The following is a 23,637-nucleotide window of genomic DNA, read 5'->3' on the forward strand; positions in this document are numbered from 1 at the left end:
AACTCCTTAGACCTGAACGGCCTGACTGCCCTAAAAATGCGACATATAATCGAATAAACCCGTAAAACAGGCTCCTGGACACAGGTACCGCGACGCGTCGCTCGCTCCTTTGTGAGTTTTGAAAGGGGTCATCGACCCCTCACCGTTGTACGACAACCGACAGAAAAACAGTCAGAATCCGCCCGACTACGCTCAATCAGGCACAGATCCAAAGGTTTTTGGCAGGATTCCCAATGCAGCCATTCACTGGCTGTAGCAAAGTGCGGGCATGGCTGTTATCGGCTTTTCCGAAGGAACCCAGAATGTTCACCTCCCTTGCATTGCGAAACAGAAAACCGCTGGCCCGCCTCGCCCTGGCTATCACGCTCGGCACGCTTGGCCTGCCTTACTGGGCGGACAATGCCCAGGCCCACGGCGGTCATGCCGACATGGTGCCGCTGCAAGAGGGTCTGGAGGCCTTTGGTGCCACGGTGAAATGGGACGACTACGCCAACCTGTTCACCATTGCCAAGGACGGGGTCTATCTCAAGGTCAAGCCCGACAGCAAAGTGGCGATGCTCAACGGCAAGCGCATCGAGCTGACGGTGCCGGTGGTGTTCAAGGACCATAAGGCGTTCATGTCCACCGACTTCATCAACCAGGTGTTCCAGTCCGGGCTGGACAAGACCTTCGTCGTCGAGACCCGTCCCAACCCGCTCAATCCCTTGAGCGCAGCCGAGATCACCACGGCCGTGGACATCGTCAAGAAATCGGACAACTACCAGCCCGGTTTCCGCTTCACCGAAGTCTCGGTCAAGGCGCCGCCCAAGGATCAGGTGTGGAACTTCGCCCTCACCGGGCAGAACATCGCCCAGCCGCGCGAGGCCTCGATCGTGGTGCTCGACGGCAAACACGTGATCGAAGCGCTGGTGGATCTCGACACTAAAACACTCAAGTCCTGGAAGCCCATCGAAGGCGCCCACGGCATGGTCTTGCTGGACGACTTCGCAACGGTGCAATCGGCCGTCGAGAGCAGCCCGGAATACGCCCAGGCCCTGGCCAAGCGCGGCATCAACGACGTGAAGAAGGTCGTGGCCACGCCACTGACCGTCGGTTACTTCGACGGCAAGGACGGCCTGGCGCAGGACAAGCGCCTGCTGAAAATCGTCAGCTACCTCAACACCGGTGACGGCAACTACTGGGCGCACCCGATCGAGGGCCTGGTGGCGATTGTCGACCTGGAACAGAAGAAACTGATCAAGATCGAAGACGACGCGCTCATTCCGGTGCCGCTGAAGCCGACGCCGTATGACGGACGCGGACGCCAGGGCGTCGCAGTCAAACCGCTGGAAATCATCGAGCCCGAGGGCAAGAACTACACCATCAGCGGCAACAGCATTCACTGGCAGAACTGGGACTTCCACGTTCGCCTCGATTCGCGGGTCGGGCCGATCCTGTCCACCGTCACCTACGACGACAAGGGCAAGAAACGCAAGATCATGTACGAAGGCTCGCTGGGCGGCATGATCGTGCCTTACGGCGACCCGGATGTCGGCTGGTACTTCAAGGCCTACCTCGACTCCGGCGACTACGGCATGGGCACCCTGACCTCGCCGATTGCCCGTGGCAAAGACGCCCCGCAAAACGCCGTGCTGCTGGACGCCACCATCGCCGACTACACCGGCGCACCGACCGCGATCCCCCGCGCCATGGCGGTGTTCGAGCGCTACGCCGGGCCCGAATACAAACACCAGGAAATGGGCCAGCCCAACCTCAGCACCGAGCGCCGCGAACTGGTGGTGCGCTGGATCAGCACCGTCGGCAACTACGACTACATCTTCGACTGGGTCTTCCAGCAGAACGGCACCATCGGCATCGACGCCGGCGCCACCGGCATCGAAGCGGTCAAGGGCGTGAAAACCAAAACCATGCACGAAGACACCGCCAAGGAAGACACGCGTTATGGCACCCTGCTCGATCACAACATCGTCGGCACCACGCACCAGCACATCTACAACTTCCGCCTCGACATGGACGTGGACGGCGAGCAGAACTCACTGGTGGAAGTGAACCCGGTGGTGCTGCCCAACGACCGTGGCGGCCCGCGCACCAGCACCATGCAGACCGAAACCAAAGTGGTCGGTACCGAGCAACAGGCGGCGCAGAAATTCGACCCGTCGACCGTGCGCCTGCTGACCAACTTCAGCAAGGAGAACAAGGTCGGCAACCCGGTTTCCTATCAACTGATTCCGTACGCCGGCGGCACCCACCCGGTGGCCAAGGGCGCCAACTTCGGCAAGGACGAATGGCTCTACCACCGCCTGAGTTTCATGGACAAGCAACTGTGGGTGACCCAATACAACCCCGAGGAAAAGTACCCGGAAGGCAAGTACCCGAACCGCTCGGACAAGGACTCGGGCCTGGGGCAGTTCACCCAGGATAACCACTCCATCGAGAACACCGACGACGTGGTCTGGCTGACCACCGGCACCACCCACATCGCCCGCGCCGAGGAATGGCCGATCATGCCGACCGAATGGGTGCACGTGCTGCTCAAGCCATGGAACTTCTTCGATGAAACGCCGACCTTGAACCTCAGCGCACCGGAATAACCGCAAAAGATCGCAGCCTTCGGCAGCTCCTACATTGATCGCGTGTTAACCCGATCCTGTAGGAGCTGCCGAAGGCTGCGATCTTTTAAGGCGCCAACAGAAATCAGGCATACCGCTTGCGATACTCCCCCGGCGCAATGCCGAAACGCGACTTGAACGCGGTGGAGAAGTAGCTCGAATCGGAAAACCCCCACGAATACCCCAACACCGACAACTTCTGCTCCTTGCCCGATTGGCGCAGGGATTCGGCGCACAGGTCCAGGCGACGGTTCTTGATGTAGCGCGCCACCACCAGCCCTTTCTTGGCAAACATCCGGTACAGGCCACGGGTGGACATGCCGACTTCCCGCGCCAGCCATTCCGGGCACAGGTCTTCGGAGCGAATGTTTTCGTCGATGCAGGTGAGCGTCTTGCGGAAGATCCGCTCATGGGCATCGGTGCAGTCGTCCGCCTGGCTGATCGCCGGGCGCAGCAGACTGACGATCGCCTCGAGGGTCGCTTCGCTTTCCTGGCGGGTCAGGTGCTGCTGGCGGGTGGCGTCGAGGATCAGCCGGTGCGAGAGCATGGCGATGGGTGAGGTCGCGGCAATCCGGTGGCCGCACTTGACCTGGCTGAAGCGCAGGGTTTGCTCGACCAGTTGATACGGCAGGATCAGCGACAACTGCCGGGAGTTTTCGCCGTAGGTGAAATCGCTGGGCCGCGAGGCATCGATCAGCGTGATGTCGCCGGGGGACAGCAAGACCTTGTCGTCGCCTTGGGCCATGCCCGCCGTGCCGTCGAGCTGGAACACCGCGAAATACTTGCCGCCCTCGCCCGCCGCGACTTCCTGGGGCGTACGGTACAACCGCGCCTGGCACACGTCGACGAAACTGAGTTTGAGCGCATCGCTCTGGTATTCGCGGATGCGCCCGGCAAACTCGCTGCCCAGGGGTTGTGCGTTGAAGGCGCCACAGATCTGGTTGATCTGATGGATCCACTGGTCGAACCCATCATGGCGCTGTGCTGTTGTAGAAATCATGTCAGGCCTCACGCAGGCTTATTTTTATTGTCTACGTCAATCCACACGACACCGGATGCTTCGAGTCTCCTGAACCGCACCACTCCCTGAACAATGACGTGCTACTTCAGTCCGCCAAAACGCCGATAGAAGCTTTCACCGACATCCGGCAACGGGCCATCGGCCGTTTCCAGCGCAGCGTTCAGCCATTCTTCGGCCTTGGCGTAAATCAAACGGTAAATGTTGCGACACAACTGGCGAGCGGCGCGGCCTTCCCAGTCGCCGGGCAGCAACTCGTCCGGCAGTTGCGGGTCGCGCAGCAGCAGCTTGCGGTACTCGTGAATCAACAGCACCCGCGCCAGGAAGCAGTCGGCCGGTTGCAGGTTTTCCTGCTCGCGCAGGGCTTGCCACAGCGGCCGGAACAACTGGATGAACTCGCTGTAATGCGCGGCCAGCTCCTCGATGTTCCAGCTCTCGCGTACCTGCAGGCGCAGGGCCTTGGAGGCCAGCACGTCCTGGGCGGTGGTCTCGAAGACGATGGTGTCCTCCTGGGCGCCGAGGTCGAGCAGGGTCGCGTTGACGTCAGAGCGGTCGCTGCGCGGACAGGCCAGCACCACCGGCGAAATCGCGCCGAAGCCTTGCCATTCCAGTTCCTCGCGCACCTGTTTGCGTTTGTCCTGGGTCAGTTGCGAAAGCATCACCAGGCACCAGGAACCGTCCCAGGACGGCATCGTGGTGCTGTAGACCCGCTTGAAGGCTTTGTCGAAACGGCGACGACCGGTGCCCGTCAGGCTGTAGTAACTGCGGCGACCGACTTTCTCGGCGGTCAGCCAGCCTTCCTTGGTCAGGCGAAAAATCGAAGTGCGGATCAGCCGTTCGTTGATGCCGATGGGTTCGAGCAACTGAATCAGGCTGCCAAGCCACACGGTGCCGCCATGGGGTTCGATGGCATCCCCGTACAACGTGATGATCAAGGAACTGGCGCGGATCGGCGTCTGCTCCTGGAAGCGGGTAATCAGGTGGTTCAAGGGAGTCAGGGACGACATGGGCGTTCCGTGCAAAAAAAGAAAAGGAATATACCGAAAGCTAATGGGTTAATCCCGATCCCTTGTGGGAGCGGGCTTGCTCCGGGCGGCGATCCGACGAAGGCGGTATGTCAGTCGATAAATTTGTCGTCTGACACTCCGCTTTCGCGAGCAAGCCCGCTCCCACAGGGGACCTGTGTTCACGAAACACTGCCTTTTGGCCGCAACCCACTGTCGCTGATACGCGGGCGATCCGGTTCCGGTTCGCTCAGCGGCTCGCACACCTGCATCTGCTCGAGGCAACGCTGGGCCAGTTGCTGATACTCCCGGGTGCCGGCCTGTTTCCACGCCACTTCCTGATCGCTGAGGCTGCGCTTGATGCTGGCCGGTGCGCCCATGACCAGCGACTGTTCCGGGCATTCGAAGCCGGCCTTGACGAACGCCGCCGCCGACACGAATGAACGCGGGCCGATCCGGGCGTTATCCATCACCACCGCATTCATGCCCACCAGCGCATCGGCGCCGATCCGGCACCCGTGCAGCACCGCGCCGTGGCCGATGTGGCCGTTGCGCTCCACCACCGTGTCGCTGTCGGGGAAACCGTGCATCACGCAGGTGTCCTGCAGGTTGGCGCCCTCCTCCAGCACGATCCGCCCGAAGTCCCCGCGCAGGCTGGCCAGCGGCCCCACATAGCAATGCGGGCCGATGATCACATCGCCGATCAATACGGCAGACGGGTGCACATAAGCGCTCGGGTCAACCACCGGAGTCAGGCCATCAAGGCTGTAGCAGGTCATGGCAGGTTCCTTCGCAAAGCGATGCAAATAATGACCTATTTTGTATCACATCACTTTTACCAGCACAAAGACTAAAAACCGTATCACTTGAAACGCACCTTTCCGACGAAGACCAACGCGCCCGTTAAAACGCTATAAAACCCAATAAACTCGAGGAAAAACTCGTTATCAGCGCCCCTTTACCAGGAAGACAACAAATCGAAATCCACACAATTAAGACACATTAAATCTATTTTTGTATTGCATTTGCGTATCACGTTGTAGCTATACTTGGGCAAAACCGGCCCCCGAGGCCGATCCAATAACGAGCCGGCACCACGCCGAGCGTGCACCCTGAGGGCATCCGCCATGCCTCTGACCCTTGCCGTCGAATTGATCGAGCCTGGCGTCCGCCTGATTACCCTGCAGCGCCCGCAAGCCCTGAACGCCTTGACCACCGAATTGCTGGGCGAGCTGGCCGCTGAACTGAACGCCGCGCAAGCCGACCCCGACACCCGCGTCGTGGTCCTCACCGGCAGCCGCAAGGCCTTCGCCGCCGGCGCCGACATCAAGGAAATGGCCGAACGCAACCTGGTCGGCATCCTCGACGACCCGCGCCAGGCCTCGTGGCAAACCATCACCCGCTTCAGCAAACCGCTGATCGCCGCGGTCAACGGCTTCGCCCTCGGCGGCGGCTGCGAACTGGCGATGCACGCCGACATCATCATTGCCGGGGAAGACGCACGCTTCGGCCAGCCGGAAATCAACCTCGGGATCATGCCCGGCGCTGGCGGCACCCAACGTCTGCTGCGTGCCGTCGGCAAATCCATGGCCATGCAGATGGTCCTCACGGGTGAGCCGATCGACGCCCGCCAGGCCCAGCGCGCCGGCCTGGTCAGCGAAGTGACTCAACCGGAGTTCACTGTCGAGCGCGCCTTGCACATCGCCCGCGGCATTGCCGCCAAGGCGCCACTGGCCGTACGCCTGGCCAAGGAAGCGCTGCTCAAGGCCATGGACACAGACCTGGCCAGCGGCCTGCGCTTCGAGCGCCACGCCTTCACCGTGCTGGCCGGCACCCGTGACCGCGACGAAGGCATTGCGGCCTTCCAGGAAAAACGCGCGCCGACCTTCACCGGCCAGTAATCCAACGAATTCGAACGACTGCCAAGAGAACGCCCAGACCATGAACTTCGAACACATCCTGTTTTCCATCGACGCCGGCGTCGCCCTGCTCAGCCTCAACCGGCCAGACCAGCTCAACAGCTTCAACACCCAGATGCACGGCGAAGTGAAAGAAGCACTCAAGCAAGTGCGGCAGAACCCTGACGTGCGCGTTCTACTGCTGACCGGTGAAGGCCGCGGCTTCTGCGCCGGGCAGGACCTGAGCGACCGCAATGTCGCGCCGGGCAGTGCTGTGCCGGACCTGGGCGAATCCATCGAGAAGTTCTATAACCCGCTGATCCGCCAGTTGCGCGACCTGCCGCTGCCGGTGATCTGCGCGGTCAACGGCGTCGCCGCCGGTGCCGGCGCCAACATTCCGCTGGCCTGCGACCTGGTGCTCGCGGCGCGTTCAGCCAGTTTCATCCAGGCGTTCTGCAAGATCGGCCTGATTCCCGATTCCGGTGGCACCTGGACCTTGCCGCGCCTGGTCGGCATGGCCCGCGCCAAGGCCCTGGCCTTGCTTGGCAATCGCCTGAGCGCCGAACAGGCCGAACAATGGGGCTTGATCTACCAGTGCGTGGACGACGCCGACCTGCGTGACGAAGCACTGAAACTGGCCCGCCACCTCGCCACTCAACCCACCTACGGCCTGGCTCTGATCAAACGCAGCCTCAACGCCAGCCTGAGCAACAGCTTCGACGAACAGCTGGAACTGGAGCGCGACCTGCAACGCCTGGCCGGGCGCAGCGAGGACTATCGCGAAGGCGTCGGCGCCTTCATGGAAAAACGCACCCCAAGCTTCAAGGGGCGCTGAGTCATGACCGCATTGAACACCTCCGCACGCATAGCCGTGATCGGCGCCGGGGCCATGGGTGCCGGCATCGCCCAGGTCGCGGCGCAAGCCGGCCATCCGGTGTTGCTGCTGGACAACCGTCCCGGCGCGGCGGCGCAGGCCATCGAAGGCATCGATCGACAACTGGGCAAACGGGTCGAGAGCGGCAAGCTGTCCGCCGAGTCGCGCAGCGCAACCATTGCCCGCCTGCAAGCGGTGGAAGCCATCGAAGCCCTGGCCGATTGCGAGCTGATCATCGAGGCCATCGTCGAGAACCTCGAGGTCAAGCGCGCACTGTTCCGCCAGCTCGAAGGCATCTGCGGCGAGCACTGCATTCTCGCCAGCAACACCTCGTCGCTGTCGATCACCAGCATCGCCGCGCAGCTTGAACATCCAGAACGCTTGCTCGGCCTGCACTTCTTCAACCCGGCGCCGGTCATGGCGTTGGTGGAAATCGTCTCCGGCCTGGCCAGCGATCCCGTCCTGGCTGAGTGCCTGTACGACACCGCCAAGGCCTGGGGCAAAAAACCGGTGCACACCCGCTCCACGCCGGGCTTCATCGTCAACCGCGTGGCCCGGCCGTTCTATGCCGAAAGCCTGCGAATGCTGCAGGAAGGCGCGGCCGACTGCCCTACCCTGGATGCATTGATGCGCGAAGCCGGCGGCTTTGCCATGGGCGCGTTCGAGCTGACCGACCTGATCGGCCACGACGTCAACTACGCCGTGACCTGCTCGGTGTTCGACGCCTATTACCAGGACACGCGTTTCCTGCCGTCGCTGATCCAGAAAGAACTGGTGGACGGCGGACGCCTGGGACGCAAGAGCGGCCAGGGTTTCTACTGCTACGCCCAAGGCGCGGAACGTCCGCAAGCGGCTGAAATCAGCAGCGATGCGAAAGTCGAGGTCTGTGCCGTGGAGGGCGACCTCGGTATTGCTCAAGGTTTGCTCGCACGCTTGCATGAACAAGGCGTCGAGATCGTCCAGCGTGATGGTCAAGGCTTGCTGCGAGTCGGTGATGCCGTGCTGGCCTTGAGCGATGGACGCATGGCCTGTCAGCGGGCTCGCGATGATGGCCTGCGTAACCTGATCCTGCTGGATCTGGCGTTCGATTACGCGAATGCCAAACGCATCGCTATCAGCCATGCGGCCGGCATCGATCCGCAGGCCCTCGAACAAGGCGTGGCCCTGCTGCAACGGGCCGGCCTCAAGGTCAGCCTGCTCAGCGACAGCCCGGCCCTCGCCGTCCTGCGCACCGTGGCGATGCTCGCCAACGAAGCCGCCGATGCCCTGCTGCAGGGCGTGGCTTCGGCCGCCGACATCGATCTGGCGATGCGCGCCGGGGTCAACTATCCACAGGGTCCGCTGGCCTGGGCCGATGCCATTGGCCTGTCGCACATTCTGAACGTGCTGGAAAACCTGCAAGCCAGTTACGGCGAAGAACGCTACCGGCCGTCGCTGCTGCTGCGCCGTCGCGTCGCCGAAGGGAGAACATTCCATGACTAACCATGAAGCCATGACCCTGGCCAGTGAATGCGCGCAATCGCTGTTCCAGCGCGACGCCGCAAGCCAGGCCATGGGCATGCGCCTGCTCTCGGCCGGCCCCGGTTGCGCGCGAGTGGGCATGACGGTGCGCGCCGACATGGTCCAGGGCCACGGCACGTGCCACGGCGGCTACCTGTTCGCCCTCGCCGATTCGGCGTTCGCCTTCGCCTGCAACAGCTACAACGAGGCCACCGTGGCCATCGGTTGCAGCATCGACTACATCGCCCCGGCCCGCCTGGGTGACACGCTGAACGCCGACTGCATCGAGCAGAGCCGTTCCGGGCGCACCGGCAACTACGACGTACGTATCGAAAACCAACAGGGCCAGTTGATCGCCCTGTTCCATGGCAAATCCTACAAAGTGCGCGGCCCGGTGCTGACGCAGGAGACCCCGAATGAATGACGCACTGATCATCGACGCCGTCCGCACCCCGATAGGCCGCTACGCCGGGGTCCTGAGCAGCGTGCGCGCCGACGACCTCGGCGCGGTGCCGCTGCGCGAACTGCTGCGCCGCCACCCGCAAGTCGACTGGAGTACCGTCGACGACGTGATCTACGGCTGCGCCAACCAGGCCGGCGAAGACAACCGCAACGTCGCGCGCATGTCGGCCCTGCTGGCCGGGTTGCCGGTCAGCGTGCCCGGCACCACCCTCAATCGCCTGTGCGGCTCCGGGCTGGACGCGGTGGGCACGGCTGCCCGGGCGATTCGCAGCGGCGAGACCGGGTTGATGCTGGTCGGCGGCGTGGAATCGATGTCCCGCGCGCCGCTGGTGATGGGCAAGGCCGAGCAGGCATTTTCCCGTTCGGCGGAAATCTTCGACACCACCATCGGCTGGCGTTTCGTCAATCCGCTGATGAAAAAGGCCTACGGCATCGACTCCATGCCGGAAACCGCGGAGAACGTCGCCGAACAGTTCAACATCTCCCGGGCCGACCAGGACGCCTTCGCCCTGCGCAGCCAGCAGCGTGCAGCGGCCGCCCAGGCCAATGGGCGCCTGGCGAAGGAAATCGTCGCCGTGGAAATCCCGCAGCGCAAAGGCCCGGCCAAAGTGGTCGAGCACGACGAACACCCACGCGGCGACACCACGCTCGAACAGCTTGCCAAACTCGGCACGCCGTTCCGCGAAGGCGGTAGCATCACCGCCGGCAACGCCTCCGGAGTCAACGACGGCGCCTGCGCGCTGCTGCTGGCCAGCCCGCAAGTCGCCAAGCGCCACGGCCTGACCGCCCGTGGCCGGGTCGTGGCCATGGCCACCGCCGGCGTAGAACCACGGATCATGGGCATTGGCCCGGTGCCGGCCACGCGCAAGGTACTGGAAGTGGCCAACCTGAGCCTGGCCGACATGGACGTGATCGAGCTCAACGAAGCGTTTGCCGCACAGGGCCTGGCGGTGCTGCGCGAGCTTGGCCTGAGCGACACCGATCCGCGGGTCAACCCCAACGGCGGCGCCATCGCCCTCGGCCACCCGTTGGGCATGAGCGGCGCGCGACTGGTGACCACCGCCCTGCATGAGCTTGAGGAACGTAACGGCCGCTACGCCCTGTGCACCATGTGCATTGGCGTCGGCCAGGGGATCGCGCTGATCATCGAGCGTCTATCCCACTAAAGAATCGCGATTCCCGAGGAGCCGAGAGGTATCCTTGGGGCATGCACTCAAAGCCCTTGTGCAAAAGGGCTGGAACACAAAAACAATTCGAGTGAACACATGAACATGCCAATTGCCCAAGCCGTGCTGAACCCTGTGCTGGACCCGCTGGAAACCGCCAGCATCGACGAGCTGCGCCAGCATCAGCTGGAGCGCCTGCGCTGGAGCCTGAACCACGCCTACAACAACGTGCCGCTGTACCGTCAGCGTTTCGATGCGCTGGGCGTTCACCCGGACGACATCAAGTCCCTCGACGACCTGGCGAAATTCCCTTTCACCACCAAGTCCGACCTGCGCGACAACTACCCCTACGGCATGTTTGCCGTGCCGATGAACGACATCGTGCGCCTGCACGCGTCCAGCGGCACCACCGGCAAACCGACCGTGGTCGGCTACACCCAGAACGACATCGACACCTGGGCCAACGTGGTGGCCCGCTCGATCCGCGCCGCCGGTGGCCGCCGTGGCGACAAGGTGCACATTTCCTATGGCTACGGCCTGTTCACCGGCGGCCTCGGCGCACACTACGGCGCCGAACGCCTGGGCTGCACGGTGATCCCGATGTCCGGCGGCCAGACCGAAAAACAAGTGCAACTGATCAAGGATTTCCAGCCGGACATCATCATGGTCACGCCGTCGTACATGCTCAACATCGCCGACGAAATCGAGCGCCAGGGCATCGACCCGCACAAACTGGCCCTGCGCCTGGGCATCTTCGGCGCCGAACCCTGGACCGCCGAACTGCGCAGCGCCATCGAGGCGCGCCTGGGCATCACCGCCCTGGACATCTACGGCCTGTCGGAAATCATGGGGCCGGGCGTCGCCATGGAATGTGCCGAAACCAAGGACGGCCCGACCATCTGGGAAGACCACTTCTACCCGGAAATCATCGATCCGGTCACTGGCGAAGTACTGCCGGACGGCCAGATGGGCGAACTGGTGTTCACCTCCCTGAGCAAAGAAGCCCTGCCGATGATCCGCTACCGCACCCGCGACCTGACGCGCCTGCTGCCGGGTACCGCGCGACCGATGCGACGTATCGACAAGATCACCGGACGCAGCGACGACATGCTGATCATCCGTGGGGTCAACGTGTTTCCGACACAGATCGAGGAACAGGTACTCAAAGTCAAACAACTCGCCGAGTGCTATGAGATCCATCTGTATCGCAACGGCAACCTGGACAGTGTTGATGTGCATGTCGAGTTGAAGGCTGAGCACCAGCACCTGAGCGAAGAACAGCAGAAGGCTGTTTGTGGGGAATTGAGCAAACACATCAAGACGTATATCGGGATCAGTTCGCGGGTTGTTTTGCAGCCGTTTCATTCGATCAAGCGGTCGGAGGGCAAGGCTTGCCACGTGGTGGATAAACGTCCTAAAGCATGACTGCTGCACCCTTTATGGCCCCGCTTATTGCGGGGCTTTTTTTTGCCGGGGCTTTGCTGACTCTGGAGCCGAGCACAATCCCTGTGGGAGCGAGCTTGCTCGCGAAGGCGGCCTGACTGCCGGCCTGTCTTTTTTTGATTACGTACATATCCGTTTCTTCGGTAACGGCCTCCTATGGTTCCGCTCTTACAGCGGGTCACTTTGAAAAGCGCAAAGTAACCAAACGCTCTTGCCCCTGACATTCGGTGCCTCGCTGTGGCTCGGCATGCCCTCGCTCCGGTCCTGCTCCGTGGGCCCGCCGCCATCGGCCATCCATGGCCGGGGGCGGCTAACCCGGCATCCATGCCGGGTTGCCCACTGCGCAGAACCTGCGCTCGGCCTCACGAGGGGGCGTACACCGCAACAGCGTCCGAGGCGGCCTACCGGCCGGCCTGTTCGCGGGTTTCGTTCGTCTGTGAGGTACCTAGTCGACTGGCAGACCGCCATCGCGAGCAGGCTCGCTCCCACAGTTGATCCGGGTATGCCTGCGAGAGATTGGTCGGCTGGCAGGCCGCCTTCGCGGGCAAGCCCGCTCCCACAATTTGAACGGTGGGCATCAGCAAGATCTTGGTCGGCTGTCAGGCCGCCATCGCGAGCAAGCTCGCTCCCACAGAAAAGCAAAGACAGAGCAGCCCACACCACGCCGCTCTTCACCACTCAACAGGCCGAGCGTTAGCTCGCCTGCAGCTCTTGATCTTGATCCACCCGCCCCCTCGGCAGGCTGAGCGCAGGTGTTCATCCGGGGATGGGCGCGCAGCGCCGTTCGACGCAGTCGAACTCATTGCATGTAGGTCGAAGCGAAGCCGACCGGAGGGCAATGCCCCCGGATGAATGCCGGAGCGAAGGAACCCCGAGCCTTAGCGAGGGGCCGTACGTTCGGGGCGAGCGTTTTTTTGGTTACTTTTTTTAGGCGCTTGTAAAAAAAGTGACTCGCCGTAAGGGCGAAACCGCCAGCCGCCATTACCGCAGGAATGGATATGTACGCGGTCAACAAAAGACAGGTCGGCTGTCAGGCCGCCTTCGCGAGCAGGCTCGCTCCCACAGGTGGCCCGCCCCAAAAAGCGCCTACCCACCCAAAGCGATACAAAAAACAAATACGACACGTCATTTTGTGTTTGATATTAAATTCTGTATCGCTTATAAAGTCCCCATGCCCCAGAACAGATTCAAGGCGGGAACTCAAAAATGTACGCACAGCTCGTAGAAACAGGCGTAAAGCGCATCAAGGACCTCTCGGAAATGTCCGAACAGGAACGCGCCTTCCAGGAAAAAATCGATTCAGAAATCAAGATCGAAGCCAAGAACTGGATGCCAGATGCCTACCGCCAGACCCTGATCCGGCAGATCTCCCAGCACGCCCACTCCGAAATCGTCGGCATGCTGCCCGAAGGCAACTGGGTCACCCGCGCGCCGTCGCTCAAACGCAAACTGCAACTGATGGCCAAGATCCAGGACGAAGCCGGCCACGGCCTGTACCTGTACAGCGCCATGGAAACCCTCGGCGCCGACCGTGATGAAGAGATCGCCAAACTGCACAGCGGCAAGGCCAAGTATTCGAGCATCTTCAATTACCCGACGCTGAACTGGGCCGACATGGGCGCGGTGGGCTGGCTGGTGGATGGCGCGGCGATCGTCAACCAGGTGGTGCTGCAGCGCACCTCCTACGGCCCGTACTCCCGGGCGATGATCCGCATCTGCAAGGAAGAGAGCTTCCACCAGCGCCAGGGCTACGAAATCCTCCTGACCATGATGCGCCACGGTAACCAAGCGCAAAAAGACATGGTCCAGGACGCGATCAACCGCCTGTGGTGGCCGTCGCTGATGATGTTTGGCCCGAGCGATGAACATTCGCCGAACAGCGCGCAATCCATGGCCTGGAAGATCAAGCGCCAGAGCAACGACGAACTGCGCCAGCGCTTCATCGACCAGACCATCCCGCAGCTGGAACTGCTGGGCTGCACCTGCCCCGACCCGGACCTGAAGTGGAACGCCGAGCGCGGCCACTACGACTTCGGCGAAATCCAGTGGAACGAATTCTACGAAGTGCTCAAGGGCAACGGCCCGTGCAACCAGGAACGCGTCGCCGCCCGCCGCAAGGCGATCGAAGACGGCGCCTGGGTTCGCGAAGCCGCCGTCGCCCACGCCCGCAAAAAACAAAACAAGAACGCCGCGTAAGTCAAACCGCCCCTTTAGGAGCTGCCGAAGGCTGCGATCTTTTGATCTTGATCCTCGGCGGCTTCAAAGCCGCTAAAAGATCGCAGCCTGCGGCAGCTCCTACAGAAGCCGGCGATCCCATGCAGGAGCTGCCGCAGGCTGCGATCTTTTGATCTTCCGCCCCGCCAGCAAAAACCGAACAGATGTGGAGTAACTGAAATGTCCGAGTGGACCCTCTTCGAAGTCTTCGTGCGCAGCAAGCACGGCCTGAACCACAAGCACGTCGGCAGCGTGCATGCCGCCGACACCACCATGGCCATCGAAAACGCGCGCGAGCTCTACACCCGTCGCAGCGAAGGCGTGAGCCTGTGGGTGGTGCCTTCGGCATTGATCACCGCCTCGTCGCCGGATGAAAAAGACCCGCTGTTCGACCCGTCGGACGACAAGGTCTACCGCCACGCCAGCTTCTACGAGCTGCCGGCCGAAGTCGGGCACATGTGAGGTCGACCATGGACAACAAGACTGATCTGATCGAATACCTGCTGCGCCTCGGCGACAGCGCCCTGATCCAGGGCCAACGCCTGTGCCAGTGGTGCGGCAAGGCACCGGCACTGGAAGAAGAGCTGGCACTAATGAACGTCGGCCTCGACCTGGTAGGCCAGGCGCGCAACTGGCTGGAATACGCCGCCGAACTGCTGGACGACGGCCGTGACGCCGATCACCTGGCGTTCCGTCGTGACGAGCGCGCTTACCGCAATCTGCTGCTGGTGGAACAACCCAACGGCGACTTCGCGGTGACCATGCTCAAGCAGTTCCTCTACGACGCCTGGCACTTGCCGGTGTTGCAGGGCTTGAGCCAGTCCAGCGACGAACGCATCGCCGGGATCGCCGCCAAGGCAGTAAAGGAAGTGACCTACCACCTGCGCCGCTCCGGCGAGTGGATCGAACGTCTGGGCGACGGCACCGAGGAAAGTAATCGACGCATGCTCGCGGCGATTCCCGAGGTCTGGCGCTTCACCGTCGAGCTGATCGCCGCCGACGACAGCGAGCAGCGCCTGTGCGACGCCGGCATCACCCCGGACATCGCCAGCGTGGCCGCCCAGTGGCAAGCCAAAGTCGAGCAGATCTTCGCCAGCGCCACCCTGCCCGTTCCCGCTGCGCCGAGCTATTTCTACCTGAATGCCCGCACGGGCCTGCACAGCGAACACCTGGGCATCCTGCTGGCCGAAATGCAGTGCCTGCCACGAGCGTACCCCGATGCAACCTGGTGAGCTGATCGCCAGCGACCTCGGCGCCCGGCCGGTGGGGCCGACCGACCTGGCCGCCGCCTGGGCGATTCTGGCTGAGGTCATGGACCCGGAAGTGCCGGTGGTCAGCGTGGTTGACCTGGGCATCGTCCGCGACCTGGACTGGCAGGCCGGCCACCTTCACGTGGTGGTCACGCCGACCTACTCCGGTTGCCCGGCCACCGAAGTGATCGAGAGCGACATCCGTGACGCCCTGGAACTCGCCGGATTCAAGGCGCCGCAACTGGAGCGCAAGTTGACCCCGGCCTGGACCACCGACTGGATCAGCGCCAGCGGCCGTGAACGCCTGCGCGCCTACGGCATCGCACCGCCCGAGGGCAGCACCAGCAAGCGCAGCCTGCTCGGCGAAAGCCCGCAGGTTGTGTGCCCGCAATGCGGCAGCGCCCACACCGAGGTGCTCAGCGAGTTCGGCTCCACTGCCTGCAAGGCGCTGTACCGCTGCGTCGATTGCCGGGAACCGTTCGACTATTTCAAGTGCATCTGAGCGGCGAATCGGCCGTCCCAGCTGGAGAACAACAATGAGCAAATTTCACAGCCTGACCATCAAGGACGTGCGCGCCGAGACCCGTGACGCGGTGTCCATCGCCTTCGAGATTCCGCAACACCTGCAAGACAGCTTTCATTTCACCCAGGGCCAGCACCTGGTGATGCGCACCCAACTGGACGGCGAAGAAGTACGCCGCTCCTATTCGATCTGCACCGGGGTCAACGACGGTGAATTGCGTATTGCGGTCAAGCGTGTGGCCGGTGGACGCTTTTCGGCGTTTGCCAACGAACAGCTCAAGGCCGGGCACACCCTGGAAGTGATGCCGCCTGCCGGGCATTTCTGCGTCGAACTCGACCCGGCTCGCCACGGCAACTACCTGGCCGTGGCCGCGGGCAGCGGGATCACGCCGATCCTGTCGATCATCAAGACCACCCTGGAAACCGAACCCCACAGCCGCGTCACCCTGCTGTACGGCAACCGCTCCAGCTCCGGCGCGCTGTTTCGTGAGCAGCTGGAAGACCTGAAAAACCGCTACCTGCAACGCCTGAACCTGATCTTCGTGTTCAGCCGCGAGCAGCAGGACGTCGACCTGTACAACGGCCGGATCAACGCCGAGAAGTGCGAGCAGCTGTTCACCCGCTGGCTCGACGTCAAGGCGCTCGATGCCGCGTTTATCTGCGGCCCGCAGGAAATGACCGAGACCGTGCGCGACAGCCTCAAGGCCAAGGGCATGCCAGCCGAGCGCATCCATTTCGAACTGTTCGCCGCTGTCGGCAGCGAGCAAAAACGCGCCGCCCGCGAAGCCGCCCGCCAGGTCGATGCGGCGGTCAGCCAGATCACCGTGATCAGCGACGGCCGCGCCCTGGCCTTCGACTTGCCGCGCAACAGCCAGAGCATCCTCGACGCCGGTAACGAGCAAGGTGCGGAACTGCCCTACTCGTGCAAGGCCGGTGTGTGCTCGACCTGCAAGTGCAAGGTCATCGAAGGCGAAGTGGAAATGGACAGCAACCACGCCCTGGAAGACTACGAAGTGGCCGCCGGCTATGTGCTGTCGTGCCAGGCGTTCCCGATCAGCGACAAGGTGGTGCTGGATTTCGATCAGCTTTGATCGGCCCGCACCGTCCCCCTGTAGGAGCGAGCTTGCTCGCGATGGTCGTAAACGATGACGCGGGTTGCCTGATACCCCGCGGCGATCTCAGGTTCATCGCGAGCAGGCTCGCTCCTACAGAGGTCGCGCCGTACTTGCTTCACCCCCACAACAAAAACAACAAAGGAGAGTCACCATGAGCCCGCAAGAAATAGAACTCATCCGCCAGCACCCGGACTTCATCCAGCTGGTTCGTCGCAAACAGAAGCTGTACTGGTCACTGAGCCTGGCCATGCTGGTGATCTATTACGGCTTCGTGCTGCTGGTGGCTTTCTCCCCTTCTACCCTCGGCCAATCCCTGAGCGGCGGCGTGACCACCGTGGGCATGCTGGTGGGTGTCGTGATCGTCGGGCTGGCCTTCGCGCTGACCGGGTTTTATGTCTATCGCGCCAACAACGTGATCGATCCTTTGAATGAAAAACTCAAGCAGGAGTGCGCCCGATGAGCCGCCTTCTTGCCTTGCTCCTGCTGCCGCTGGCGGTGGTCACTGATATCGCGGTGGCCGCCGATGGCGTCTCCCGGCCGCTGAACTGGAACGCCATCGGCATGTTCCTGGTGTTCGTCCTGTTCACCCTAGGTGTGACGCGCTGGGCGGCACTTCGCACCCGCTCCGCCGCCGACTTCTACACCGCCGGTGGCGGCATGACCGGTTTCCAGAACGGCCTGGCGATTGCCGGCGACATGATCTCGGCCGCCTCGTTCCTCGGCATATCCGCGATGATGTTCCTCAATGGCTACGACGGTCTGCTCTACGCATTGGGCGTGCTGGCCGGCTGGCCAATCATCCTGTTCCTGATTGCCGAACGCCTGCGCAACCTGGGCAAGTACACATTTGCCGACGTGGTGTCCTATCGCCTGGAACAGACCCCGGTGCGCCTGACCTCGGCCTTCGGCACCCTGACCGTGGCGCTGATGTATCTGGTGGCGCAGATGGTCGGCGCCGGCAAGCTGATCGAGTTGCTGTTCGGCATCGACTACCTCTATGCGGTGATGTTGGTCGGCGTGCTGATGGTGTTCTACGTGACCTTCGGCGGCATGCTCGCCACCACCTGGGTGCAGATCATCAAGGCGGTGATGCTGTTGTTCGGCACCAGCTTCATGGCGTTCATGGTGCTCAAGCACTTCGGCTTCAGCACCGAGGCCATGTTTGCCGGTGCCACCGCCGTGCATGCCAAGGGCAACGCGATCATGGCCCCCGGCGGCTTGCTGTCCAACCCGGTCGATGCGATTTCCTTAGGGCTTGGCATGATGTTCGGCACCGCCGGCCTGCCGCATATCCTGATGCGCTTCTTCACCGTCAGCGATGCCAAGGAAGCGCGTAAAAGCGTGTTCTACGCCACCGGTTTCATCGGCTACTTCTACTTGCTGCTGATCATCGTCGGCTTCGGCGCCATCGTCATGGTCGGCACCGATCCGGCGTTCCGCGACGCCAGTGGCGCGATCATCGGCGGCGGCAACATGATCGCCGTGCACCTGGCCCAGGCGGTAGGCGGCAACCTGTTCCTCGGCTTCATCTCGGCGGTCGCCTTCGCCACCATTCTGGCGGTGGTTGCCGGGCTGGCACTGTCCGGCGCCTCGGCGGTGTCCCATGACCTGTATGCCTGCGTGATGCGCAAGGGCCAGGCCACGGAACAGCAGGAAATGCGCGTGTCGCGAATCGCCACCCTGTGCATCGGTGTGCTGGCGATCATCCTCGGCCTGCTGTTCGAGTCGCAGAACATTGCCTTTCTCTCGGGCCTGGTGCTGGCCATCGCCGCATCGGTGAATTTCCCGGTGCTGTTCCTCTCGATGTACTGGAAAGGCCTGACCACCCGCGGCGCCGTCCTCGGCAGCCTGTCCGGCCTGGTCTCGGCGATTGTCCTGCTGGTGCTGAGCCCGGCGGTGTGGGTCAACGTGATGCATCACGACAAGGCGTTGTTCCCGTATTCCAACCCGGCGCTGTTTTCCATGAGCCTGGCGTTCTTCAGTGCATGGCTGTTTTCCGTCACCGACACCTCGCCCCGTGCAGCCCTCGAGCGCGGTCGTTATCTGGCGCAGTTCATCCGCTCGATGACCGGTATCGGTGCCACCGGCGCCACCAAACACTGAATTTTGGCAGGGAATAAAAATAATGAAGCCCGCACGTAACGCACCTCGTGAATCACTGTTTTCGCTGGCCGCCGCATTAAGCCTGCCCATGTTCGCCCCCAGCGCCATGGCCGACTTCATCGGCGACAGCAAGGCCCGCATCGATATGCGCAACCACTACATCAACCGCGACTTCCGTCAGCACAACGCGCCGCAATCCAGGGCCGAGGAATGGGCCCAGGGTTTCACGGCGCGTGTCGAATCCGGATTTACCGACGGCACCTTCGGTTTCGGTCTCGACGCATTGGGGGAGCTGGGGCTGAAGCTTGACTCCAGCCCGGATCGCCGTGGCACCGGGCTGCTGCCGTTTGGCCCGCAGAGCCATGAGCCCGACGACGAGTACAGCGAGCTGGGCCTGACCGGCAAATTGAAAGTATCCAAAAGCGTGTTGAAGCTCGGCACCCTGCAACCCTTGTTGCCCGTGGCGACTTACAACGACACGCGCCTGCTGGGTTCGACCTTTGAAGGTGGCTTGCTGACCAGCCAGGAAATCGACGGCCTGACGGTGAATGCCGGACGCCTGACCAAGGCCAACCTGCGGGACTCTTCCAGCAACGATGACATCGGCTACGGCGCCGCCACCAGCGATCACTTCGACTTCGGCGGCGGCAGCTACGCGTTCAGTCCACAACTGAACCTGAGCTACTACTACGGCAAGCTCGATCAGATCTATCGCCAGCAATTCGCCGGACTGCTGCATACGCAAGCGCTGGGCAACGGCTTCAACCTGCGCAGCGATGTGCGCTACTTCGACAGCCGGGGCGACGGCGCCGAACGCGCCGGGCGTATCGACAACCGCAACTTCAACAGCATGTTCACGGTGTCCCACGGTGCCCACAAGGTCAGTGCCGCCTACCAGCAATTGTCCGGCGACAGCGCCTTTCCGTTCCTCAACGGCGGTGACCCCTATGTGGTCAACCTGGTGACGTTCAACACCTTTACCCGCGCCGAGGAGGATTCCTGGCAGCTGCGTTACGACTATGACTTCGCGGCGCAAGGCATTCCCGGCCTGACCTTCATGACCCGCTACACCGACGGCCGCCACGTCAAGGCGGGCAGCGTCGACAACGGTCGCGAATGGGAGCGTGACACCGATATCAGCTACGTCATCCAGAGCGGTGTGCTCAAGAACGTCAGCCTGCGCTGGCGCAACGTGACCTTCCGTTCCGGCAACGGCTTGACGACCGACCTCGATGAAAACCGCTTGATCGTCGGCTACACCCTGGCGCTTTGGTAATTCCGAAAGGGCGCGGTCGCGGCCGCGCCACAACCCCTCATCACCTGGAGCAATCGTGATGCCCTCTTCACCTGCAACTCTGCAAAGCTTCATCGCCGGTCGCTGGATCGGCCAACACGGCGCACAAATCCTGCGCAGCGCCATCGACGGCCATGAAATCGCCCGTACCCATGAAGAACGCCCGGACTTCGCCGAAGCCATCGAGCACGGCCGTCGCCAGGGCATCAGCGGCTTGATGGCGCTGGACTTCCAGCAGCGCGCCCAGCGTCTCAAGGCCCTGGCCCTGTACCTGAGCGAGCGCAAGGAACAGCTCTACGCGATCTCCCACCACAGCGGCGCGACCCGTGCCGACAGCTGGATCGACATCGAGGGCGGCAACAGCACGCTGTTCACCTATGCCAGCCTCGGTTCGCGGGAACTGCCGTCGGGCAACGTCGTCCACGAAGGCCCGGCGCTGCAACTGAGCAAAATGGGCACCTTCGCCGGTACCCACATCCTCGTGCCGCGCGGTGGCGTGGCCGTGCACATCAATGCCTTCAATTTCCCGATCTGGGGCATGCTGGAGAAGTTCGCGCCGAGCTTCCTCGCCGGCATGCCGTGCATCGTCAAACCGGCCAGCGCCACCAGCTACCTGACCGAAGCCGTGGTGCGCCTGATGGATGAATCCGGCCTGCTCCCGGCGGGCAGCCTGCAACTGATCATCGGCGGCACCGGCGACCTGCTCGACCGCCTGCAGGGCCAGGACGTGGTGACCTTCACCGGTTCCGCCGACACCGCAGCCAAGCTGCGGGTCAACCCGAACCTGATCCGCAACTCGGTGCCGTTCACCGCCGAAGCTGACTCGCTGAACTGCGCGATCCTCGCCCCGGACGTGACCCCGGACGACGAAGAGTTCGAGCTGTTCATCAAGGAAGTCGCCCGGGAAATGACCACCAAGGCCGGGCAGAAATGCACCGCCATCCGCCGCGCCATCGTACCGGCCAAACACATCGACGCAGTCGCTACCCGCCTGCGTGATCGCCTGGCCAAAGTGGTGGTCGGCGACCCGTCGGTGGAAGGCGTGCGCATGGGCGCACTGGCTTCCCACGATCAGCAGAAGGACGTGGCCGAGCGCCTGGAAGCCCTGTTGCAGAGCAGCGACATGCTGTTCGGTGCGCGTGACGGTTTCGAACCGCGTGGTGAACATGTCGACAAAGGCGCGTTCTTCGCCCCGACCCTGTTGCAGGCCCGTGACCCGCATGCCGAGGGCGGTGCCCATGACATCGAAGCGTTCGGCCCGGTCAGCACCCTGATGGCCTACGACGATCTCGACGAAGCCCTGGCGCTGGCCGCGCGCGGCAAAGGCAGCCTGGTGGCCAGCCTGGTGACCAAGGATCCGCAGATCGCTGCCAGGGCGATTCCGGTGGCGGCAGCCTGGCACGGGCGCCTGCTGGTGCTGGATCGCCACTGCGCCGGCGAATCCACCGGTCACGGCTCGCCGCTGCCACAACTCAAGCACGGCGGCCCGGGCCGTGCCGGCGGCGGTGAAGAACTCGGCGGCCTGCGCGCGGTGAAACACTACCTGCAACGCGCAGCGGTGCAAGGTTCGCCAACCATGCTGGCAGCAGTCACCGGCGAATACGTGCGTGGCGCCAAGGTCATCGAAACCGACGTGCATCCGTTCCGTCGCCATTTCCAGGACCTGCAGATCGGCGAGTCGCTGCTGACTCACCGCCGCACCGTCACCGAAGCCGACCTGGTGAACTTCGGCTGCCTGTCGGGCGACCACTTCTACATGCACTTCGACGACATCGCGGCCAAGGAATCGCAATTCGGCAAGCGCATCGCCCACGGTTACTTCGTGCTGTCGGCGGCGGCCGGGTTGTTCGTATCCCCAGGCGTCGGCCCGGTGCTGGCCAACTACGGCCTGGACACCCTGCGCTTCATCAACCCAGTGGGCATCGGCGACACCATCCAGGCGCGCCTGACCTGCAAACGCAAGATCGACCAGGGCAAGAAGAGCCCGCAGGGGATTCCGCAAGGGGTGGTGGCGTGGGATGTGGAGGTCACCAATCAGTTGGGTGAACTGGTGGCCAGTTATGACATTTTGACCCTGGTGGTCAAGCGCGAAGATTGATCAGAAACCCCGGTTGACCACAGATCTCGTGGTCAACCGCCACCCCCTGTGGGAGCGAGCTTGCTCGCGATGAGGGAGTGTCAGTCAACATCAATAGTGCCTGACAGTCCGCCATCGCGAGCAAGCTCGCTCCCACAGTTCGTTCTCTGTCGAACTTCAATTTTGTGCTCACTGGCTCCCACAGGGCTGAGGTGATCCAGGCGTCAATTGGCGTAGGACATTTCTGTTTTTCCTAGGCTTCGGTCATGCCCGTTGTGCCTCACCCACAACTCACTCCCCCCGTTTTGCGGATACAAGTTCCACAGGTCCTAGGACATTTCCGGGCAAGGTCTTCGGAGATTTCCTTCGAATTGTGGCGATCTGCATGAACTGGTTTGAAAGGTGCTCAATCGATAGTCTTTGGTGGTCACTGAATTTCAGTGGCGGGGTGTAGGAACCTCCAGTTTCCCTAGTACCACGTTGGCGCCAATTACCTGGTTTGCGGCCGTTGAAATGCGTCCGTAAGATCAGCTGCGGCGGCTATGTACGGGCACGCTTCGGCGTGGTCGAGGTGCTAGGGACTCGATATTCCTACCCCGTACATGGCTGCCACCCTAGCCCGTAGGAAGGCTTTCGGTAGCTTCGATTTTCCTTTCCTAGAGTTAGAAAGCATGAAAACCATTCATCCCGATCCACCCTACGAAAAACCAACCCCACACCCCAACAACCGCTTCATGGCGCTCACCAGCAATTGCAGTGAAATGCCCACCCTCTTCGTCGACACCCACGCACCGCTCGACATCCTGATGGACGCCGCCAACTACCAAATTCGCGCCGTCACCCAAGTGCTGGAAAACCTGTCCATGCGCGGCTCGATCGAGTGCGAATCCTTCATCCTCAGCGACTTTTCATTGCTCTGCGCCATCCCGTTGCGCGATGGCTGTGATGTGCTGGATGTGGTCGGGCGACGGTTGCGGGCGCGCTGACCAACCCTGTACGAGCGAGCCTGCTCGCGATGGAGGCCAACGATAACGCGGGCGGTCTGACAGTACGCGTCGTCTGGAGGTTCTTCGCGAGCAAGCTCGCTC

20 protein-coding genes are annotated in these 23,637 nt (G+C 62.6%); 17 read left to right on the forward strand and 3 right to left on the reverse strand.

From position 1 onward, the window contains the following. Window positions 1–302: 302 nt before the first annotated feature. Window positions 303–2,591: a primary-amine oxidase gene (gene tynA / locus KW846_RS22465; RefSeq protein ID WP_218485373.1), complete on the forward strand. Its 2,289-nt coding sequence runs from the start codon at window positions 303–305 to the stop codon at window positions 2,589–2,591. Between the two features lie 103 nt (window positions 2,592–2,694). On the opposite strand, the gene feaR is transcribed toward tynA, so the two are convergent. The 3 genes from feaR to paaY all read right to left on the reverse strand — a co-directional run bounded on the left by feaR (window position 2,695) and on the right by paaY (window position 5,410). Next, window positions 2,695–3,609: a transcriptional regulator FeaR gene (gene feaR, locus KW846_RS22470; protein ID WP_218485374.1), complete on the reverse strand. Its 915-nt coding sequence runs from the start codon at window positions 3,607–3,609 to the stop codon at window positions 2,695–2,697. Window positions 3,610–3,710: 101 nt separating this feature from the next. Further along, window positions 3,711–4,634, reverse strand: coding sequence for a phenylacetic acid degradation operon negative regulatory protein PaaX (gene paaX, locus KW846_RS22475; protein ID WP_218485377.1), 924 nt, complete (start codon window positions 4,632–4,634; stop codon window positions 3,711–3,713). 179 nt (window positions 4,635–4,813) lie between these two features. Continuing rightward, complete coding sequence (gene paaY, locus KW846_RS22480) at window positions 4,814–5,410, reverse strand: phenylacetic acid degradation protein PaaY (RefSeq protein WP_218485379.1); 597 nt, start codon at window positions 5,408–5,410, stop codon at window positions 4,814–4,816. 348 nt (window positions 5,411–5,758) lie between these two features. On the opposite strand from paaY, the gene paaF reads away from it, so the two are divergent. From paaF to KW846_RS22560, 16 genes are all read left to right on the forward strand, one after another. Continuing rightward, window positions 5,759–6,532, forward strand: coding sequence for a 2,3-dehydroadipyl-CoA hydratase PaaF (gene paaF / locus KW846_RS22485; RefSeq protein ID WP_218485381.1), 774 nt, complete (start codon window positions 5,759–5,761; stop codon window positions 6,530–6,532). Window positions 6,533–6,572: 40 nt separating this feature from the next. Continuing rightward, window positions 6,573–7,364, forward strand: coding sequence for a 2-(1,2-epoxy-1,2-dihydrophenyl)acetyl-CoA isomerase PaaG (paaG, locus tag KW846_RS22490; protein ID WP_007972022.1), 792 nt, complete (start codon window positions 6,573–6,575; stop codon window positions 7,362–7,364). Window positions 7,365–7,367: 3 nt separating this feature from the next. Then, window positions 7,368–8,885 carry a 3-hydroxyacyl-CoA dehydrogenase PaaH gene (gene paaH / locus KW846_RS22495; protein ID WP_218485384.1) on the forward strand — a complete coding sequence of 506 codons (1,518 nt, stop codon included), beginning with the start codon at window positions 7,368–7,370 and terminating at the stop codon, window positions 8,883–8,885. Beyond that, a complete protein-coding gene (gene paaI, locus KW846_RS22500) occupies window positions 8,878–9,327 on the forward strand; it encodes a hydroxyphenylacetyl-CoA thioesterase PaaI (protein ID WP_007972024.1) in 450 nt (149 codons plus the stop codon). The genes paaH and paaI overlap by 8 nt, the downstream gene beginning before the upstream one ends. Next, the gene (pcaF, locus tag KW846_RS22505) at window positions 9,320–10,531 is read left to right on the forward strand and encodes a 3-oxoadipyl-CoA thiolase (RefSeq protein WP_007972025.1); all 1,212 of its coding nucleotides are present in this window, start codon (window positions 9,320–9,322) and stop codon (window positions 10,529–10,531) included. The genes paaI and pcaF overlap by 8 nt, the downstream gene beginning before the upstream one ends. Before the next feature lie 99 nt (window positions 10,532–10,630). Then, window positions 10,631–11,956, forward strand: a complete 1,326-nt coding sequence (gene paaK / locus KW846_RS22510) for a phenylacetate--CoA ligase PaaK (protein WP_218485386.1) — start codon at window positions 10,631–10,633, stop codon at window positions 11,954–11,956. 1,224 nt (window positions 11,957–13,180) lie between these two features. Beyond that, window positions 13,181–14,170 carry a 1,2-phenylacetyl-CoA epoxidase subunit PaaA gene (paaA, locus tag KW846_RS22515; RefSeq protein ID WP_007978015.1) on the forward strand — a complete coding sequence of 330 codons (990 nt, stop codon included), beginning with the start codon at window positions 13,181–13,183 and terminating at the stop codon, window positions 14,168–14,170. Window positions 14,171–14,368: 198 nt separating this feature from the next. Further along, a complete protein-coding gene (gene paaB, locus KW846_RS22520; protein ID WP_007943393.1) occupies window positions 14,369–14,650 on the forward strand; it encodes a 1,2-phenylacetyl-CoA epoxidase subunit PaaB in 282 nt (93 codons plus the stop codon). Between the two features lie 8 nt (window positions 14,651–14,658). Next, window positions 14,659–15,420 (forward strand): 1,2-phenylacetyl-CoA epoxidase subunit PaaC, encoded by a 762-nt coding sequence (gene paaC, locus KW846_RS22525; protein WP_218485388.1) that lies wholly within the window; start codon window positions 14,659–14,661, stop codon window positions 15,418–15,420. After that, window positions 15,407–15,940 (forward strand): 1,2-phenylacetyl-CoA epoxidase subunit PaaD, encoded by a 534-nt coding sequence (gene paaD, locus KW846_RS22530; RefSeq protein ID WP_218485390.1) that lies wholly within the window; start codon window positions 15,407–15,409, stop codon window positions 15,938–15,940. Before paaC ends, paaD begins: the two co-directional genes overlap by 14 nt. Window positions 15,941–15,974: 34 nt before the next feature. Then, a complete protein-coding gene (gene paaE, locus KW846_RS22535) occupies window positions 15,975–17,051 on the forward strand; it encodes a 1,2-phenylacetyl-CoA epoxidase subunit PaaE (RefSeq protein ID WP_218485392.1) in 1,077 nt (358 codons plus the stop codon). A 175-nt stretch (window positions 17,052–17,226) separates the two neighbouring features. Beyond that, window positions 17,227–17,535, forward strand: a complete 309-nt coding sequence (locus tag KW846_RS22540; RefSeq protein WP_218485395.1) for a DUF485 domain-containing protein — start codon at window positions 17,227–17,229, stop codon at window positions 17,533–17,535. Beyond that, complete coding sequence (locus KW846_RS22545) at window positions 17,532–19,178, forward strand: cation acetate symporter (RefSeq protein WP_218485397.1); 1,647 nt, start codon at window positions 17,532–17,534, stop codon at window positions 19,176–19,178. Before KW846_RS22540 ends, KW846_RS22545 begins: the two co-directional genes overlap by 4 nt. Window positions 19,179–19,200: 22 nt before the next feature. Beyond that, window positions 19,201–20,454 carry an OprD family porin gene (locus tag KW846_RS22550; RefSeq protein WP_218485398.1) on the forward strand — a complete coding sequence of 418 codons (1,254 nt, stop codon included), beginning with the start codon at window positions 19,201–19,203 and terminating at the stop codon, window positions 20,452–20,454. Between the two features lie 58 nt (window positions 20,455–20,512). Beyond that, window positions 20,513–22,570, forward strand: a complete 2,058-nt coding sequence (gene paaZ, locus KW846_RS22555) for a phenylacetic acid degradation bifunctional protein PaaZ (RefSeq protein WP_218485400.1) — start codon at window positions 20,513–20,515, stop codon at window positions 22,568–22,570. A 650-nt stretch (window positions 22,571–23,220) separates the two neighbouring features. Beyond that, window positions 23,221–23,535: a hypothetical protein gene (locus KW846_RS22560; protein WP_218485402.1), complete on the forward strand. Its 315-nt coding sequence runs from the start codon at window positions 23,221–23,223 to the stop codon at window positions 23,533–23,535. Window positions 23,536–23,637 lie beyond the last annotated feature (102 nt).

The sequence above is a fragment of the Pseudomonas sp. PDM32 genome (genome assembly GCF_019219225.1).
GTDB classification, from domain to species: Bacteria; Pseudomonadota; Gammaproteobacteria; order Pseudomonadales; family Pseudomonadaceae; genus Aquipseudomonas; species Aquipseudomonas laurylsulfatiphila.

Coding starts and splice junctions, on each gene's coding strand:
- tynA (WP_218485373.1), top strand. CDS start 303: ATGTTCACCTCCCTTGCATTGCGAAACAGAAAACCGCTGGCCCGCCTC.
- feaR (WP_218485374.1), bottom strand. CDS start 3,609: ATGATTTCTACAACAGCACAGCGCCATGATGGGTTCGACCAGTGGATC.
- paaX (WP_218485377.1), bottom strand. CDS start 4,634: ATGTCGTCCCTGACTCCCTTGAACCACCTGATTACCCGCTTCCAGGAG.
- paaY (WP_218485379.1), bottom strand. CDS start 5,410: ATGACCTGCTACAGCCTTGATGGCCTGACTCCGGTGGTTGACCCGAGC.
- paaF (WP_218485381.1), top strand. CDS start 5,759: ATGCCTCTGACCCTTGCCGTCGAATTGATCGAGCCTGGCGTCCGCCTG.
- paaG (WP_007972022.1), top strand. CDS start 6,573: ATGAACTTCGAACACATCCTGTTTTCCATCGACGCCGGCGTCGCCCTG.
- paaH (WP_218485384.1), top strand. CDS start 7,368: ATGACCGCATTGAACACCTCCGCACGCATAGCCGTGATCGGCGCCGGG.
- paaI (WP_007972024.1), top strand. CDS start 8,878: ATGACTAACCATGAAGCCATGACCCTGGCCAGTGAATGCGCGCAATCG.
- pcaF (WP_007972025.1), top strand. CDS start 9,320: ATGAATGACGCACTGATCATCGACGCCGTCCGCACCCCGATAGGCCGC.
- paaK (WP_218485386.1), top strand. CDS start 10,631: ATGAACATGCCAATTGCCCAAGCCGTGCTGAACCCTGTGCTGGACCCG.
- paaA (WP_007978015.1), top strand. CDS start 13,181: ATGTACGCACAGCTCGTAGAAACAGGCGTAAAGCGCATCAAGGACCTC.
- paaB (WP_007943393.1), top strand. CDS start 14,369: ATGTCCGAGTGGACCCTCTTCGAAGTCTTCGTGCGCAGCAAGCACGGC.
- paaC (WP_218485388.1), top strand. CDS start 14,659: ATGGACAACAAGACTGATCTGATCGAATACCTGCTGCGCCTCGGCGAC.
- paaD (WP_218485390.1), top strand. CDS start 15,407: ATGCAACCTGGTGAGCTGATCGCCAGCGACCTCGGCGCCCGGCCGGTG.
- paaE (WP_218485392.1), top strand. CDS start 15,975: ATGAGCAAATTTCACAGCCTGACCATCAAGGACGTGCGCGCCGAGACC.
- KW846_RS22540 (WP_218485395.1), top strand. CDS start 17,227: ATGAGCCCGCAAGAAATAGAACTCATCCGCCAGCACCCGGACTTCATC.
- KW846_RS22545 (WP_218485397.1), top strand. CDS start 17,532: ATGAGCCGCCTTCTTGCCTTGCTCCTGCTGCCGCTGGCGGTGGTCACT.
- KW846_RS22550 (WP_218485398.1), top strand. CDS start 19,201: ATGAAGCCCGCACGTAACGCACCTCGTGAATCACTGTTTTCGCTGGCC.
- paaZ (WP_218485400.1), top strand. CDS start 20,513: ATGCCCTCTTCACCTGCAACTCTGCAAAGCTTCATCGCCGGTCGCTGG.
- KW846_RS22560 (WP_218485402.1), top strand. CDS start 23,221: ATGAAAACCATTCATCCCGATCCACCCTACGAAAAACCAACCCCACAC.